The 16493-nt window shown below is 43.7% G+C and carries 16 protein-coding genes; 15 read left to right on the top strand and 1 reads right to left on the bottom strand.

Annotated elements, in window-relative coordinates; genetic code table 11:
• Positions 1-59: 59 nt before the first annotated feature.
• The 10 genes from ACR63N_RS04660 to ACR63N_RS04705 all read left to right on the top strand — a co-directional run bounded on the left by ACR63N_RS04660 (position 60) and on the right by ACR63N_RS04705 (position 8482).
• Positions 60-1349 (top strand): molybdopterin molybdotransferase MoeA, encoded by a 1290-nt coding sequence (locus ACR63N_RS04660; RefSeq protein ID WP_472782710.1) that lies wholly within the window; start codon positions 60-62, stop codon positions 1347-1349.
• 308 nt (positions 1350-1657) lie between these two features.
• Positions 1658-2758, top strand: a complete 1101-nt coding sequence (gene moaA, locus ACR63N_RS04665) for a GTP 3',8-cyclase MoaA (protein ID WP_472782518.1) — start codon at positions 1658-1660, stop codon at positions 2756-2758.
• Positions 2759-2844: 86 nt separating this feature from the next.
• Entirely contained in the window at positions 2845-3375 is a 531-nt protein-coding gene (gene moaB, locus ACR63N_RS04670; RefSeq protein ID WP_472782519.1) for a molybdenum cofactor biosynthesis protein B, read from the top strand.
• The gene (mobA, locus tag ACR63N_RS04675; RefSeq protein ID WP_472782520.1) at positions 3368-4111 is read left to right on the top strand and encodes a molybdenum cofactor guanylyltransferase; all 744 of its coding nucleotides are present in this window, start codon (positions 3368-3370) and stop codon (positions 4109-4111) included. The genes moaB and mobA overlap by 8 nt, the downstream gene beginning before the upstream one ends.
• Before the next feature lie 24 nt (positions 4112-4135).
• The gene (gene moaC / locus ACR63N_RS04680; protein WP_472782711.1) at positions 4136-4627 is read left to right on the top strand and encodes a cyclic pyranopterin monophosphate synthase MoaC; all 492 of its coding nucleotides are present in this window, start codon (positions 4136-4138) and stop codon (positions 4625-4627) included.
• Positions 4628-4706: 79 nt separating this feature from the next.
• The gene (locus ACR63N_RS04685) at positions 4707-4988 is read left to right on the top strand and encodes a MoaD/ThiS family protein (protein ID WP_367103602.1); all 282 of its coding nucleotides are present in this window, start codon (positions 4707-4709) and stop codon (positions 4986-4988) included.
• 29 nt (positions 4989-5017) lie between these two features.
• Complete coding sequence (locus ACR63N_RS04690; RefSeq protein WP_367103804.1) at positions 5018-5482, top strand: molybdenum cofactor biosynthesis protein MoaE; 465 nt, start codon at positions 5018-5020, stop codon at positions 5480-5482.
• Positions 5483-5505: 23 nt separating this feature from the next.
• The gene (gene modA / locus ACR63N_RS04695) at positions 5506-6363 is read left to right on the top strand and encodes a molybdate ABC transporter substrate-binding protein (RefSeq protein WP_367108677.1); all 858 of its coding nucleotides are present in this window, start codon (positions 5506-5508) and stop codon (positions 6361-6363) included.
• 140 nt (positions 6364-6503) lie between these two features.
• Positions 6504-7202, top strand: a complete 699-nt coding sequence (gene modB, locus ACR63N_RS04700) for a molybdate ABC transporter permease subunit (RefSeq protein ID WP_367103600.1) — start codon at positions 6504-6506, stop codon at positions 7200-7202.
• Between the two features lie 212 nt (positions 7203-7414).
• Complete coding sequence (locus tag ACR63N_RS04705; protein WP_472782712.1) at positions 7415-8482, top strand: maleylacetate reductase; 1068 nt, start codon at positions 7415-7417, stop codon at positions 8480-8482.
• A gap of 25 nt (positions 8483-8507) precedes the next feature.
• Here the strand turns inward: ACR63N_RS04705 and ACR63N_RS04710 are convergent, their stop codons facing one another.
• Positions 8508-8873: a nuclear transport factor 2 family protein gene (locus ACR63N_RS04710; protein ID WP_472782521.1), complete on the bottom strand. Its 366-nt coding sequence runs from the start codon at positions 8871-8873 to the stop codon at positions 8508-8510.
• A gap of 242 nt (positions 8874-9115) precedes the next feature.
• On the opposite strand from ACR63N_RS04710, the gene ACR63N_RS04715 reads away from it, so the two are divergent.
• The 5 genes from ACR63N_RS04715 (at position 9116) to capA (ending at position 16325) form a co-directional block, all read left to right on the top strand.
• On the top strand, positions 9116-9358 hold the full coding sequence (locus ACR63N_RS04715) for a hypothetical protein (protein WP_472782522.1): 243 nt from the start codon (positions 9116-9118) through the stop codon (positions 9356-9358).
• Positions 9359-9378: 20 nt separating this feature from the next.
• Positions 9379-10449, top strand: coding sequence for an anaerobic sulfatase maturase (locus ACR63N_RS04720; protein WP_472782713.1), 1071 nt, complete (start codon positions 9379-9381; stop codon positions 10447-10449).
• Between the two features lie 293 nt (positions 10450-10742).
• On the top strand, positions 10743-12128 hold the full coding sequence (locus ACR63N_RS04725; protein WP_367108675.1) for a purine-cytosine permease family protein: 1386 nt from the start codon (positions 10743-10745) through the stop codon (positions 12126-12128).
• A 196-nt stretch (positions 12129-12324) separates the two neighbouring features.
• Positions 12325-14106: a caprolactamase subunit beta gene (gene capB / locus ACR63N_RS04730; protein WP_472782523.1), complete on the top strand. Its 1782-nt coding sequence runs from the start codon at positions 12325-12327 to the stop codon at positions 14104-14106.
• A 137-nt stretch (positions 14107-14243) separates the two neighbouring features.
• Complete coding sequence (gene capA / locus ACR63N_RS04735) at positions 14244-16325, top strand: caprolactamase subunit alpha (RefSeq protein ID WP_367109949.1); 2082 nt, start codon at positions 14244-14246, stop codon at positions 16323-16325.
• Positions 16326-16493 lie beyond the last annotated feature (168 nt).

Below are 16493 nucleotides of genomic sequence, written 5' to 3' on the forward strand. Positions count from 1 at the left end.
CTGTGTCTTTATGATTTAGTATGACTTTTAGCCCCAGTATATAAGTGAGTATAAATATAATGATTAGTGTCGAGCAGCTTCAGCAAGCCATCATCCAGCGCGTCAGTAGTTATAATCAAAACGATTATGCTTTGGCGAAAAGAGCTACGCAAAGCCGTGATCTGTTAAGCAGTCAAAACTATATATTGGCGCAAGACATAGCATCGCCATTTGCGATCCCCAGACAAAACATCTCAGCTATGGATGGCTATGCTATCGCCAAAGGCAGTACGCTTACTAAAGATACGGCCATCGAGATTGTCGGCGAGTCACAAGCGGGTAGTCCATTTTCTGGTAATCTAAACAGCGAGCAGGGCGTGCGTATCTTTACTGGCGCTGTAGTGCCAGCAGATTGTGATACGGTGGTCATGCAAGAAAACACCAACTTTGCGGCCATAAAAGACAGTATCGATAAGTCGCAGTCTTATGCTATTACGCTTGGCCAAGAAGCCACACCTGATCGCAACATCCGCAAACAAGGCGAGGAAGTCACAGCAGGTGAAATCGTCTTAAAAGCTGGCAAGCGTCTAAATCCTGCTGATATCAGTCTGATTGCCAATTTAGGTTTCGATAAAGTCGAGGTTTATCGGCCGCTCGTGGTCGGGGTTTTAGCCACAGGAGACGAGCTGGTCGCCATAGGAGAACCGCTTGATAGCTTGGCACAAATTTATAACTCCAATACGCCAACGCTCAAAAGCTTGCTGTCTGATTTGCCAGTCGAGGTGCGTGATTATGGCATTATCCCCGATCATTTAGACAAAACAGCTAACGCGGTCGCGGCAGCCATGCAAGAGTGTGATGTACTAATATCTACCGCAGGCGTGTCGGTTGGCGATTACGACTTTTTGACCACCGTCATTGAGCAATTAGGACAAATAAATCACTACAAAGTGGCGATGAAGCCGGGTAAACCGTTTGTTTTTGGCGAATTAAATAAAAATATTGACAAGCCTGTGTTGTACTTTGGCCTACCGGGTAATCCTTTATCTACTGTCGTAGGTACTTTGCAATTTGTTATCCCTGCGCTATGGCGTTTGTCAGGCGTAAGCGAAGATGATTTGCCCATGACGCTTAGCGTATGGGCGACCCTTACAGATGATATTAAAAAATCAGTAGGACGCAAAGATTTTCAACGCGGCGTATTATCGCAAGATGCTCATAGCGATTTTCAGGTCAAAACTTTCTCAACCCAAGATTCGCACCGAATCAAGCAGCTCAGTTATGCCAATTGTTTGATCGTTTTAGCGCAAGACTCCGGCAACGTATCAGCAGGCGAGAGCGTACAAGTGCAACCTTTTCCTTGGTCATAACTTTAGTAATTAGTATTTTGTTTATTGATAATAGTATTTATTAATGATGCTTACTTATCAACCATAGTAAGTGACCATAATTTGCAATATTATGTTATCTAACGGGCAGGTTAGCTGACATTGTCTTATGGCGTCTAAGTACGACTAAAGTAGTAGTTGATTGACTTTATGGTGAGTAGACTTTGCTCACCGTAGCGTTATAATGATATAAAAGTAATATGAAAATAGTTATTTATTATAAATCCTTATTCACAACCTGAGGCAACGCCTAAAGCACACCACTTATTCAATACTAATGGTAACAACCTATGACACATCACAACTCCATTGCAGGGAGTACTCAGATGTATTCGCCTGTCGCTGCACCTGCTATTTTTGATGGTCAAACACCTTCTGTAGTAGCTTCGCCTACTGATTTATCTACTCCTTCCTCTCAACTACTGACTGATAGTTTTGCACGGCGTCTGACGTATTTGCGTCTGTCTATTACTGATTTTTGTAATTTTCGCTGTGAGTATTGTCTGCCCAATGGCTATCAAGGTAAACCGCCTGAGGGCGAGCTGACAGTAACTGAGATTGACACTTTAATTCGTGCTTTTGCACAAGTAGGTACTAAGAAAGTTAGAATTACGGGCGGCGAACCCTCTATCCGCCGTGATGTAGTCGATATCATGCAGACCATTAAACAGACACCAGGTATCGAAACCGTTGCCATGACCAGTAATGGCTACAAGCTTGGCAAACATCTGGCCAACTGGAATGCCGCGGGTCTGAATCAAATCAATATCAGTATGGATAGCTTTGATGCCGCTACCTTTCATAAGATGACAGGTTTTAACATGTTGCCGCAGCTTATGGCTGATATGGATACATTGCTAGAAACTACTGATATTAAGCTTAAAATAAATAGTATTTTGATGGCAGAAACCGCGTTTGAAAATCTGCTCAATGCTATTGACTATGTAAAAGATCGGCCTGTTACTTATCGTTTTATCGAATTTATGCAGACCAGTGATAACAGCGATCTGTTCTTTGCTCAGCATGCGCAGTCCGATACTATTATTGACTATTTATTAGAGCATGGTTGGCAGCCGCACGAGCGCGGTAGTAGCGATGGGCCGGCTGTAGAGTATAGCCATCCAGATTATCTAGGCCGTATTGGTATGATTGCCCCTTATGCTGCGCACTTTTGTGAGAGCTGTAACCGTCTGCGCGTAAGCTCGCAGGGTAAAGTACATCTGTGCCTATTTGATCAAGGCAACTACGATATTCGTGAGCATCTACGTCATGATGATGTTGAAGGGCTGGTTGCAAAGCTGCATGGCTTTATGCCAATTAAGCCTGAGCATCATCATCTACACGAGTCTAATAGCGGCATGATGGCTAATCTATCAATGATTGGCGGCTAAGTTTTTATGATCTGCAACTTATCTAATCTGCTTCTTATTTATTAAACATCTTATTTATTAAAGACTATATTTATTAAGGATAATTCATGAGTAAACCTGCAGCTGAATTTGTGCCGCTCAACATCGCTATTTTGACCGTTTCTGATAGTCGGACGCTGGCAGAGGATACCTCAGGACAATATCTAGTTGATCAGCTCCAATCAGTAGGACACCATTTGGCAGATCGCGAATTGATTCCTGATGACATTTATCAAATCAGAGCAGTACTTAGTCGCTGGATAGCTGATCCTGAGGTTCATGCAGTGATTACTACGGGCGGCACGGGTTTTTATATTCGTGATAGTATGCCAGAGGCGGCAGGGATATTGTTCGATAAAGCAATTGATGGCTTTGGCGAGATGTTCCGCTTGATCTCCAAAGACGAGATTGGTATGTCAACGGTGCAATCGCGCGCCGTTGCAGGTATGGCAAACAGTACGGGTATTTTTTGCTTGCCTGGTTCTTCAGGCGCTTGTCGTACGGGTTGGGAGGGTATCTTAAAAGAGCAGTTTGATAACCGTACGCGTCCGTGCAACTTTGTACCGCATTTCATGCGAGCGAATCCTAGTCATGATTAGATCCACTGTGGATAGTTTAAATCAGTCTGACAAGGTCGACTCTATAGAGAGTTTGGCAGGGATAGTCATCTTGGCGGGTGGTAATTCTAGACGTATGGGTACGCCTAAAGCTGGTCTGACTCTACCTAATAATGAGCGTTTGCTCGATTATCATGTGCGCCAAGCGCTAAAGCTTAGCGGCTCTGATTTAGGCGTCTCTAGTATAGATATTCCTATTATGATTGCTGATAATGAGCGCGATTTTACAGTAGATGCAGCGTTACTCTCTAGAAGGACTTCTATCTGTCATATTGCTGACTACAATTCCTTATCTATGGCGTCGGATAGTAAGACAGAAGGGCCGCTGGTCGCTATTGAATCAGCATTGCAAACGCTAGCTAAAACAAAGAAGGCAGAAAATGCTGATTCTTCATGGTTGATAGTTATCAGCTGTGATAGCCTAATCAGTGCTTATGACCTTTGGCAGGTGCTAGAACCTCATACGGCGGCAGAAGCTAATGACAAATCGGTCATTTGTCTCACCGATGAATCGCATTTATATCCGCTATTAGGGCTGTACAATCTAAGTATTGAACCTCAATTAAAAGCCTATATCGATAGTGGCAAGCGCGAAGTCATGGGATTTATAAAACCTATGACCGAGGCGGTGGCTGTCGCAAAACAATGGCAACCTTTGACTAATATGAATACGCCGGATGATTTTAAGCGAGCTTGTAACGCTTTGACTGACTTATAAAATGAGAAAACGGTACCTATGAGCATGAATATCAAAGAAAATACGTTATCACACCTAGATAGTGAGGGCGACATCACTATGGTGGATGTCACCGGCAAAACGGCAACGACACGGCAAGCCAGTGCTACGGGACAAGTACGTTTTCCCAGTGAGATCTACAAGCAAATCAAAGCCACTGATGGTATGACCAAAAAGGGCAGTATTACTCAGACCGCCCACATTGCCGGTATTATGGCGGCTAAGCGTACTCATGATCTTATCCCGCTCTGCCACCCACTACCTCTAGACAAAATTGGCTTAACTTTTGATTATAACGATGAGCAAAGTAGTATTGATGTCAATGCGACCGTAAAAGTGACGCACAAAACTGGCGTTGAGATGGAAGCACTAACAGCAGTAAGCGTAGCTTGCCTCACAATATACGATATGACTAAAGCGATATCGCACGATATTGTCATTGATAATATTCATCTGGTTGCAAAAACAGGCGGTAAATCAGATTATAAGCATACTTAGGTTTTATAATAGGTTTGGTTTGCTAGGTTTTAGTTTTAGCATAAAAGAATGAGAGACTTTGTAAAATCTGGAGATTTCTATGAGCGTTATAGATATAAATAGTAATGCGGACACTTTAATGAACGTCAACGTTTTGTACTTTGCAAGCTTAGCGGATGAAGCCAATTGTCATGAAGAAAAAGTTAAGATAGCACCATCAACGTCATTAACCGATTTGTATGCGCAGTTAAGCCAGAAGCATCGTTTTAGTCGTCCGCAGTCTGATTTGCGCGTAGCGGTAAACGATTACTTTGCTAAGTGGACTGATAAGATACAAGACGGCGATAGTGTAGTGTTTATTACGCCAGTGGCTGGTGGCTAACTATGACAGACAACGTACACAGCCAGTCGATGACTATTAAACGCAGCGTAGATGAAGTTTATGCATTGGTAGAGCGTGATGGTTTTGCGCTATTAGATGTTGCTATCGATGAGGATAGGCTCAAAGCGATGCTTGACGATGATAGTTGCGGCGCCTTTGTAAGCTTTGAAGGTAGAGTACGTAATCATAATAACGACAGTCAAGTCGACAGCTTGACTTATTATGGTTATGAGGATTTGGCGATCAATCAAGGCCGGCTTATTATTGAAGAGGCAAAACAGCGCTTTGATATTATCGGAGCTGCTGCTATTCACCGTATCGGGGCACTAGAGATTGGTGATGTGGCGGTTTGGGTTGGAGTTGCCTCAGCGCATCGCTATCCTGCGTTTGATGCTTGCCGCTGGATACTAGATACTATCAAGGCTGATATTCCGGTTTGGAAACAGGAGTATTACGAAGATAATTCTTCTAAATGGTTGAGCAATAATGGTTAATATAAAGCGGTTAGTCTATAGCCATGACTAAGATCATCGCTACTAAAAAAACTTTAGCTGTAACAGCAGGTTTGGTATTGGCTCTAACTTCCTGTACCAAAGAGAATACTACCAAGGAGGCTACTGATACAGCGTCCGTCGCTAACGATGCTCCAGCGCAAACTCAAACCTTACGTATCGCAGCGGCTGCCAACTTATCAGATGTCCTGCCTGCTATCGTTGCGGGTTATCAAAAAGATAATAACCTGCCTAATCAAGATATCGAAGTTACCTATGCGTCCTCAGGTAAGTTGTATGCGCAAATAGTCGCAGGCGCACCTTATGATCTGTTTTTGTCCGCCAATCAAGACTTTCCAGCCAAACTTGCTAGGGATAACAGCGATCAAGGTGAGCAAACTTATGCGCCCTTTACCTACGCGCAAGGTCAGCTTGCGCTATACAGCGTTAGCCAATCTATAGATAATAGCAATCAGGGTTCATTAAACGAGTTGTTTAAGACTAACGCTAATACTACCATAACAATTGCCAATCCTGAGCTGGCTCCTTATGGCGCATCCGCTAAAGCTTATCTTCAATCTCAAAACCTGTACGATTCATTAAATGCTCAAAAACGTTTGATTCAAGCTGAAAATATCAGTCAAGCTTTTCAATATGCGCATACCGGGAGTGTCGATTATGGTTTGGTTGCCCAGTCACAGATTGTAGCCACTAATGCTACCTCAGAGCAGTTTATAACTTTGGCTCCTGAGTCTTATCCACCTATCTTACAAGACGGTATTGTAATAAATGCGCTACCAGTAGCGGTAGATTTTAGTGATTATTTGCGCTCAAGTTCAGGGCAGCAGTATTTTTTGCAAGCGGGCTATTTGGTAGTTGAATAGTTAAGGATCAAATCATTTGCTTATGCTTAGCCAAATATTTTATTTGGACAAACCCTCAGAGCGAATGAATAATCAAAGTGGCTAAATAAGCGGCTGTCGTATAGACTGCAACCATTATCAATGCAATAAACAGTGACCTTATGTTAGCTGAGCCTCTAATATCGGACATGCTCACCCCATTTTGGGTAAGCCTCAAGCTTGCTGGGGCAACGACGCTATGTTTGTTATTATTTGCAACCCCACTAGCTTATTGGTTGGCTAAACCTAGTCGCCGATCTTTTATTAGTCGTTTAAAAGTTTTGTTGCTCGGCATCATCGCTATGCCATTAGTATTACCTCCCACCGTTATTGGCTTTTATCTACTGCTGCTTTTCAGTCCCAACTTTGGCATTGGTCATTGGCTAAGTGAGCATCATATTAGCCCCCTGATATTCACCTTTGAAGGCTTAGTAATAGGCTCTATTATTTACTCCTTACCGTTTTATGTGCAGCCGGTCTACGCGCAGTTCTTACGTATTCCAAGAAGTGTTATGGAGATGGCATACTTGCTCGAGCCTAGTCGTTGGCGGCGTTTTATGTATGTTGCGCTGCCGCAAGCGCGTGTTGGTATTATCTTAGGTAGCTTGGTCAGTTTTGCCCATACTATTGGCGAGTTTGGGGTGGTATTAATGATAGGCGGCAGTATTACTGGTGAAACTAAAGTTGTCTCCATCGCCATTTATGAGCAGGTAGAAGCGCTCAATTATGAGGCTGCGCATGCTATGTCAGCTATTCTTATCATTGTAGGTATGGTGATGGTCGCTTTGATTGCCAGTGTGAATAAGCTTAATCAGCGTTAACCGAAAACAATGTTTATTAAACTTAAAATGTAAAAAGTCGACATGGTATGTCGACTTTTTTTGCGCTGAATAAACGATTTAGATGCGTATATTGAGTATATCGATAATATTAAAGCTAAAATTATGGTATGTTTTGAACAAAGCTACTTTTCTATCTGTTAAATAAATTTTACTAAGGATAGTTATTTATGCGCGCTACTAAGGATAGTACTATGCAAGATTTTCATTATAAAGCTTTACCGATCGACGTTTATTTTGGGAAGGGCAAATCGGCTCAAGTACAAGACATCTTATTAGAATACGGCTATCGCCAAGTTTTAATATTGACAACGCCCGGTCAGAAAGAGGCTGGGGAAGTACTATCAAAAAAACTAGGAAAGATATCAGTAGGCGTGTATCCACATGCCGTCATGCATGTTCCGGTAGAGGTCGCGGACAAAGCGGTAGAATTTGCTAAGAATAATGATATAGATTGCTGTTTAGCGTTGGGCGGCGGCTCTACCATTGGTCTTGCTAAAGCTATCGCTTTAAAGACAAATCTGCCAATCGTTGCTATACCAACGACCTATGCTGGTAGTGAGATGACGCCTATCTACGGTATGACTGAAAATAATCTAAAAACTACCGGCAAAGACACTCATGTTTTGCCTAAAGTGGTGATTTATGATCCAGAGCTAAATCTAACTCTGCCTGCGCAAATATCTGCATGCTCGGGTATGAATGCTATGGCACATGCTGTAGAAGCGCTATACGCTGAGAATAAAAATCCTATTATTAGTCTGATGGCGGTAGAGTCTATCAAGTCTTTGAAAGCTGCTCTGCCTGCTATTGCCCAGGACTTAACTAATATCGAAGCACGGCAACAAGCCACTTATGGGGCTTGGCTTGCCGGAGTTTGTCTTGGCTCAGTCGGTATGGCGATTCATCACAAGATTTGTCATACCTTGGGCGGCAGCTTTAATCTGCCACACGCCCAAGCTCACGCGATTACTCTTGCGTACTCAGTGCATTATAATCGTCATGCTGATAATGAAGCTATGCAGCGCTTAGCAGAGGTTTTACAAGTTAGTAGCCGTGAAGACGTTGGGTTAGCAATCTATCGTCTCAATGAATCTTTAGGTATTAAGCTGGCACTCAAAGATATTGGTTTGCCCAAAGACGGCCCAGCCAAAGTCGCGCGGATCGTTTGTGACAGTCCTTACTACAATCCACGCGATTATAACTATAAAGAACTAAAAATTTTATTAGATAAAGCTTATGCTGGCTTGCCGCCTGCTTAGAATGACTGTAATTTATAATAAAATGTTAATCGTTAAAAGGCGTGCCTTGATACATCAAAAATTTGAGATGATCGGAATATTTCTTCCAGATAGACAAGGCTCGGTTTTGCAAGGTAACAAGTTGCCCGTCGACGAGTACTTTGGCATAAAAATCACCGATTACTAAGACACAATCTTGCATATCGATGACTTTGGCTATGTCCAAGTCCATCTCTTGATAGTCATAATAGCCTGAATTAAGTTTTTCCATATATGAAGACAGATTATCGATTGCGCCACTGCTATGCACATATCGCAGGTCTGGGTTACACATGGCAGCAAACTGCTCGTACTCCTTGTTGATTAAATGGTTAAAGCGTTGTTTCTCCAGCTTTTTTATTTGATCTTTCATAGGTATTATTTCCCAATAAGTTGACTTTATTATTGATAGTAAAGTTTGCGCAAGTTAATTAATGTGCTACATAAAAGAGCTTAGTGATTACGATAATTATTTCAATTGTTGAAGGTGTTTTTTTTCATAATAAATGATAAATCAATATGTTATAGCAAGCTCTAATCAGTTATAGTTAATCTTTAAAAGTATCTTATATAAGTACTTTATATAAGTATCTTAGGTTTTAAAGAGTCTACCTTATGCAGCGCATTCCAACCGTACCTATCAATCCAAACAGCCAAAGAAGCTCAATATACCCTAAACTTAAGCTACCTGACACCGAGCAGGTGGCTTATCGGTTTCATACCATGCTAAAGCCAAGCGGTTCTGCTTGCAACATCAACTGCGACTATTGCTTTTATCTGCATAAGCAAGATCTGCTCAATCAGCCCAAGCATCCGCGTATGCCTGAAGAAACTTTAGAGCAGCATATCAGGCAGTAGAGCAGCATATCAGGCAGTATATTGAGGCGCAGTTTGGTGCTGAAGAAGTAGTGTTTACTTGGCAAGGCGGCGAGCCGACGCTGATGGGGCTGGATTTTTTTGCTAGAGTCGTTGAGCTGCAACAGCAATATGCACCTGATGATATGGTTATTCTTAACGATATCCAAACTAATGGTTTATTACTCGATGACAAGTGGTGTGAGTTTTTAACTGCACATAACTTTTTGGTGGGCATCTCTATCGATGGCCCTAAGCATTTGCATGATCGTTATCGCCGCACCAATAATGATAAACCGACCCATGATTTGGTCATGAAAGCTATTAAACGCTTAAAAGCGCACGATATCCCTTTTAATGCGCTATGCGTCATCAATGATGCCAACGCCAAAGAGCCGTTAGCGGTGTATCGGTTTTTACGCGATGAGGTTACGCCGCGTATGATCCAGTTTTTGGCTGGGGTGGAGCCGCTGGATTTTAAGCAGGTCGCTCCGTTGCACTGGCAACCTGATACATTAAAGCAAATCGATGAGTTAGCAGCGTCTGATGCAAACGAAGCTGATGAAAATGCAGCTAGTGAAATAGTGACGGCATGGTCAGTAACGCCTGAGGGCTGGGGCAATTTTTTGACCAGCGTTTGGCAGGAATGGATCGCTTTAGATATCGGAAAAGTTTTTGTAGATCAGTTTGAAAACACCATCTCGCAGGTGTTTAATAAAGGGGCGCAAAAGTGTACCTCTGCTCCCGTTTGTGGTAAGGCGCTAGCGCTAGAGCACAATGGCGATCTGTATTGCTGTGATCACTTTGTTTATCCGGAATATAAGCTTGGTAACATTCATCATACCCATCAAGGCGATCTGGCTTTTAGTAAAAAACAAGCTCAATTTGGCTACTTAAAGCAAAGCACCTTACCTAATTACTGCAAAAGCTGTGATTTTTTAGCGCTGTGCTGGGGCGATTGTCCAAAACATCGCTTTATCAAAACCTCTGATGGCGAGGTGGGACTGAGCTATCTTTGTGCTGGCCTAAAAATGTATTACGGTCAAGTCAGCTCCGATGCCGCGCTTATTAAAACTAAATTGGGTTGGGGCTAGGGTCTGTTATTTATTTTTAAACCGTCATTTAATAATTGAAGGGCTGCGATAACGATATCATAGCCCTTTTTGCTATTTTCATATTCACTATTTAAGCAACGTCCAAGATAGTCTATAAAAAAACTTTATAAAACTGCATCCTTAGTCAAAAATACTGCACTGCCAGTCATTTTACTTATCTAAATATTCTTTATAGTTGAATAGCTACTCTTATCTTTACAGCGACAAATGCTGCAAACATAAAAGTCTTTTACAGGACGTAAAAGTTATTCAACGATCATAAGGAGTGTGATATGGCAGGTGTAATCCCACCAAAAAACACAGGGCAGGATACGGCGACTACCTCCTCTGACCCTAATCAAGAATTGGTACCAATTGATGATCGTGCTACTAGAGGCTCATTAACGATGGCATGGTGGGGCGTTTGTAGTGCCATGTTCTATTTGGTCATTGGTATCGCCATGGCGGAGAATTACGGCACTAAAAACGCCATTATCGGTCTGCTGATAAGCTGTGTCGCTTATGGTATTATCAACGGTATCATTACGCGCTACGCTATTCGTACCGGCATGTCGGTGGCGCTATTCTCTCGTGTGTTATTCGGACACAAAGGCGCGGCTTTAGCGACGCTGATATTCTTTGCCACCGCTATGTACTACGCCGTATTTGAAGGCTCTGTCATCGCCGTTACCTTTAGCCAAACTTATCCCTCTATTCCATATTGGATCGCCGCTTTAATCGTGGTGGCTTATAGTGTGCCGATGATTATGGGCAGCGTGCAAAACTGGCTAGATAAGCTCAATGGCGTGCTATTGCCGTTTTATATCATAGGACTTATCGCAGCGATCGTCATGGCAACCAACGAGTATGGTTATAGCAATGCCTGGCTTGCTGTAGGGCCTGAACAAACCTCGCCCTTTGGCTGGTGGAATGTCGCTGTCTATTACATGGGCATCTGGGTGCTTATGATGTATACCTTTGATTATGCGCGTTATGGCAAACAAAAAGACAGTAAATACCTATCATGGTTCAATTTTGGTATTCCCTTTTACTTGGTGGCTTTCTTTTTAAGCGGCCTTGCTGGGATTTATTTAGTCAGCACTATTCCCTTAGAAGGCGCGCTATCTGAAGTGTCCATTACGCTTGCATTGGTAAAACTGATGGGCGTATTCGGTCTTATCTTTGTGGTCATCACCCAAACCCGTATCAACACGGCTAATTACCTGTTAGCAACCACCAACTTACAAGCGTTTGTGAAAGATACCATTAATATCCAAATGCCTAAATTCGTTGGCGCGCTATTGATTGGAAGCTTTATTTTTGTTTTGATGCTGCTTGATGTTTTTGCTTACTTACTGCAAGCACTGGCTTATCAAGGTGTATTTGTCGTAGCGTGGGTGGCTATTGCTTTAACTCATATCTTGTACCCTAAAAGAGAAGATATTTTTGGCGCAGTTCCAGTCATCAACCCCGAACGTCTACCAGCTTTTGATAAATCAGGACTAATCGCTTGGATAGGGGCATCACTAGTCGGCATCGTACTCATGAACTTAGGCGGCAACTGGCTTAATTGGTATGCCACCTTAACGTTTGCTACGGCTATGGTCTTATACGCGGTATTGATGCCCAAAACTCAGCAGCATATCGTGACAGCATCGTCAGAAGCAATTATTAACTAATATCGAACTAATTATTGTCTTTTTGAGTCTGAATAATTAAATCTCAAAAAGTGCGCTCACAGTCAAAAACTGTACGCGTTAAGTCCATTTATTTAATTCAAGCGTTGCTATATTAAAGGTAGCCCAATTTTTAAAATTTTGGTTCTTAAGTAAATTAGTAACGATTATGAGCAACAATGATTACAAGGAGTGAATCATGAATAAAGACAACCATACTTCAACTACAGCTTCGACTACATCCCTCGATCCTATCACTTTATCTGTTGTGCGCGGCGCATTAGAAACTGCCCAGCGCGAAATGACCTTGACACTAGAGAAGACAGCGCGCTCCAGTGTGTTTAACCTTGCCCACGATTACAGCAATGCGCTATTTGATCATCTGCCAGAGATGATTTTGCAAGGTCAAGATATTCCTATTCATTTAGGTTCACTCATGCCTGCTATGAAAGCGGTCGCCGAATTCTATGGCGATAACATTCACGAAGGCGATATTATCTATCATAATGATCCTGTCGTCATGGGTAGTCATATCTTAGATTGCTGTATGTACAAGCCCGTATTTTATAACGGCGAGCTGGTATTTTGGACGGTATGTAAAGGTCACGTCACCGATATCGGCGGTCCTGTGCCAGCGGGCTACAATCCAGATGCTAAAGAGATTTATGCCGAAGGCCTACGTATTCCGCCCATCAAAATATGGGAAAAAGGCGTACGGCGTGATGATGTGATTAACCTTATTCATAGCAATATGCGTTCACGACGTAATCAAGAAGGCGATCTAAACGCCCAGTACGGCGCTTGCGCGGTCGGTGAGCGTAATATGATTGCCTTACTGGACAAATACGGCGTAGAAACCGTGCGCGCTGCCATTAATGAGCTAAAAAATATGGCAGATAGACATATGCGCTCGCTCATCGAATCGCTAAAAGATGGTGATTATCACGGTGAGGCTATCTTAGAGGATTCAGGTCATGGTCTTGGCGATTTGACCATCAAAGCGGATATCACCATCAAAGGCAGCGACGTCCATATCAAGATCGACAGCCCGCCGCAAGTGCCTTATTTTATCAACTCCTACGCCGGCAACTCGATGTCGGGTGTACTGCTGGGGCTGATGATGTTCGCCCAAGTAGACCCTCCTTATAACGAAGGGCTGTATCGCTGCGTCACCGTCGATTTGGGTGAGCATGGCACACTATGTAATGCCAAAGAGCCTGCACCTCATGTGAACTGTACTACCACGCCGATGGAGACGCTGACAGATGCGGTTCGTAAAGCGTTAGAGGACGCCGCACCTGAGCGCGTAACGGCATCGTGGGGACATTCGTCAGGGGTTAACATCGCTGGTATTGATCCAAAAACGGGTGAACAATATGTGACCATGGTGCTCGCGTCCATTATCTCAGGGGCAGGGGCGACGCAGCAAATGGATGGCTGGCATGCCTGCGGGCCGCTGTGCTGTTTTGGGGCGTTAAGCTCTGGCGATATTGAACTGCTTGAATATCAGTATCCTATCGTCATTCATAAGTATGGCCTTGCCGAAGATAGCGGCGGCGCGGGGCGTTTGCGCGGCGGCTGTGGTACGGTTTGGGAAGTAGAACCCCTTGATCATACTATGACGGTGGTGGCGTTTGGTGAAGGCCGTCATATTCCAACCATGGGCGCAGGCGGCGCAGAGCAGATCTCGCCCGATCTTAAACTTGGCAAATTAGAGGTGTTTCGTGCAGGCGGTACCACTGATCTGCATCTGCACAATACTGTCATTGAGATAAAATCTGGCGAGCGCGCACGCAATACTAACCCGGGCGGCGGCGGTTTTGGTAGCTCGTTTGAGCGCGAACCTGAAGCGGTATTACGTGATGTTATAGAAGGCATCGTGTCTATACCGTCGGCGGCCAAAGAGTATGGCGTGGTGATCAGTAGCGATCTGCAGCTAGATGTAGCAGCAACTGAAGCACTGCGTAAAGACGTGGCCTAATAAGTACAGAGATGTACTTATTTTGCTCAAGATGCTGGTAATAGATTACTGGTACTAGCAATTTTGCAGCAACAATAAAGCAGATAGTTAGTTAAAAACACTGCAAAACCTATAGTATAAAAAGTTAAGGACAACTTATGAGTTATGAATTTCGTTTGGGCGTAGACGCTGGTGGTACTTTTACTGATTTTGTATTAGCTGAACAACTTGGAGATATCCATTTGTTTAAAGCGCCATCGACCCCAGAGGATGGCACTAAAGCTATTGCCAATGGACTACGACAAATCTCAGATAAGTTTGATCGCCCTATCACCGATATTATCCAAGCCTGTGATCTATGTATCAATGGTACAACGGTGGCTCTAAACGCCTTGATTCAAATGAAAGGCGTTAAAGTGGGCCTGCTCTGCACCGAAGGTCACGAGGATAGTATCGAGATTCGCTTAGGTCACAAAGAAGAAGGTCATCGTTATGACGCCAGCTATCCACCAGCACCGCAAATAGCGCCGCGTGATCTGCGTTTTCCTATACGTGGTCGTATCCTTGCCGATGGCAGCGAGCGTGAGGAGCTAAACGAAGATGATATTTTAGCAGCCATTGAAGAGCTCAAACGTCAAGACGTCAAAAGTGTGGCGATCTCCTTTGTCTGGTCGATTCGCGACACCAAGCATGAGCAGCGCGCCAAAGAGCTGGTAGAGCAGCATATGCCGGATGTTTTTGTGTGCTGTGGCAGTGAAGTTTATCCGCAAATTAAAGAATATACACGCACCTCAACGACCCTAGTCAATGCTTATCTAAGCCCGATCATGTCCTCTTATGTGTACAAAATTGATGATTACTTTAAGCAATTGGGCGCCGATCAACCCGTACGTTATTTTCAGTCAAATGGCGGATTGGCACTAGGGGAGGTGATGAAGGAGCGAGCAGTTAACGCCATTAATTCCGGACCTGCTTCTGCGCCGCAAGCGGGATTATATGTCGCTGAACCCTTTGGGATCAACAACGTCATCACCGTCGATATGGGCGGCACCTCCTTTGATATCACTTTAGCCAAAGATGGTAAAACCAGTCTTAATCGCGATATTGACTTTTTGCGTAACCGAATCGGCGTGCCTATGATTCATGTCGAGACTTTGGGGGCAGGCGGCGGCTCTATTGGTCATATTAATAACTTTGGCATGCTAGAGGTCGGGCCACAAAGTGCTGGTGCAACCCCGGGACCGGCTTGCTACGGTAAAGGTGGTACCCAGCCCACAGTTACTGATGCCAACTTAGTACTAGGCTACCTGCGCTCAGGGGCAGTATTGGGTGGTATCGTTACTCTCGATGAGGATAAAGCTGCAGCGGCTATTAAAGAGCATATCGCTGATCCATTAAATATCGATCTTGCCCATGCCGCCTTTGGTATCAGCACCATCGTCAACCAAAATATGGCTAACGGCATCAGACGTATCACCATTGAAAAAGGCTATGATCCGCGCGATTTTGCTTTAATTTGCGCAGGCGGCGCGGCAGGTATGCACATTATTGATTTAGCCGAAGAGATGGGTATCAATACCATACTGGTACCGAAGATTGCTTCTTGTTTATGCGCATTTGGTCAAATTATATCTGATGTCAAATACTCTTATCTTGCCACGCAGATTATGATCATGTCTCCTGATGCTAATCTGGATAAATTAAACGCGACGCTGTCACGCTTAGAGAATGAAGGCATCGCCAAGCTTAAAGAAGATGGCTTTAGTGACGACGATATAGTCATTGAGCGCGCTATGGAGATGCGCTATGTCGGTCAAGTACATGAATGTAATGTCATCGTGCCCAATGGTGAGATTGATAGCGATGCGGCCGCTAATATCTTGCAAGCCTTTCATAAACGGCATAAAGAGCTATATACTTATGATGAAAAAGACAGCGCCGTAGAGCTGGTCAATGTCGAGGTCTCAGTGATTGGTAAGGTTGAAAAGCCCAGCTTGCCAACGCTGGACGCACAATCAGGAACGGTAGAAGACGCTAAGATAGACGCGCGCGAGATGATACATGATCACAGTTATGAGTGGGTTAATACGCCTATTTATGACGGTACGCAGTTTGGAGCGGGAGCGGTGATTAAGGGGCCGGCGCTTATTGAAGAGCCTACCACGACCATCGTTATTAAACCCAATTGGCAAGCAGATTTGCATCAATCTGGTACTTATAGGTTGAGTAAAATTCATTGATATGAATATAATACTATTTGTAACCCTTCTTCCACTAGTGGGAAGGAGGGTCTCTGTGTTTCTGCGGATAAAAAATTAAAGATATAATGGAGAAATAAGAGACAGCTGCAAATTCATTGCCTAGCATTTAAGGATGAATGCGGATGAAAGATAACAATCAAGATAGGG

This window comes from Psychrobacter sp. M4 (genome assembly GCF_055699795.1).

Coding starts and splice junctions, on each gene's coding strand:
- ACR63N_RS04715 (WP_472782522.1), top strand. CDS start 9,116: ATGCAGCGCATTCCAACCGTACCTATCAATCCAAACAGCCAAAGAAGC.
- ACR63N_RS04690 (WP_367103804.1), top strand. CDS start 5,018: ATGACTATTAAACGCAGCGTAGATGAAGTTTATGCATTGGTAGAGCGT.
- ACR63N_RS04660 (WP_472782710.1), top strand. CDS start 60: ATGATTAGTGTCGAGCAGCTTCAGCAAGCCATCATCCAGCGCGTCAGT.
- capB (WP_472782523.1), top strand. CDS start 12,325: ATGAATAAAGACAACCATACTTCAACTACAGCTTCGACTACATCCCTC.
- ACR63N_RS04705 (WP_472782712.1), top strand. CDS start 7,415: ATGCAAGATTTTCATTATAAAGCTTTACCGATCGACGTTTATTTTGGG.
- ACR63N_RS04725 (WP_367108675.1), top strand. CDS start 10,743: ATGGCAGGTGTAATCCCACCAAAAAACACAGGGCAGGATACGGCGACT.
- capA (WP_367109949.1), top strand. CDS start 14,244: ATGAGTTATGAATTTCGTTTGGGCGTAGACGCTGGTGGTACTTTTACT.
- modB (WP_367103600.1), top strand. CDS start 6,504: ATGTTAGCTGAGCCTCTAATATCGGACATGCTCACCCCATTTTGGGTA.
- ACR63N_RS04685 (WP_367103602.1), top strand. CDS start 4,707: ATGAGCGTTATAGATATAAATAGTAATGCGGACACTTTAATGAACGTC.
- modA (WP_367108677.1), top strand. CDS start 5,506: ATGACTAAGATCATCGCTACTAAAAAAACTTTAGCTGTAACAGCAGGT.
- mobA (WP_472782520.1), top strand. CDS start 3,368: ATGATTAGATCCACTGTGGATAGTTTAAATCAGTCTGACAAGGTCGAC.
- moaB (WP_472782519.1), top strand. CDS start 2,845: ATGAGTAAACCTGCAGCTGAATTTGTGCCGCTCAACATCGCTATTTTG.
- ACR63N_RS04710 (WP_472782521.1), bottom strand. CDS start 8,873: ATGAAAGATCAAATAAAAAAGCTGGAGAAACAACGCTTTAACCATTTA.
- moaA (WP_472782518.1), top strand. CDS start 1,658: ATGACACATCACAACTCCATTGCAGGGAGTACTCAGATGTATTCGCCT.
- moaC (WP_472782711.1), top strand. CDS start 4,136: ATGAATATCAAAGAAAATACGTTATCACACCTAGATAGTGAGGGCGAC.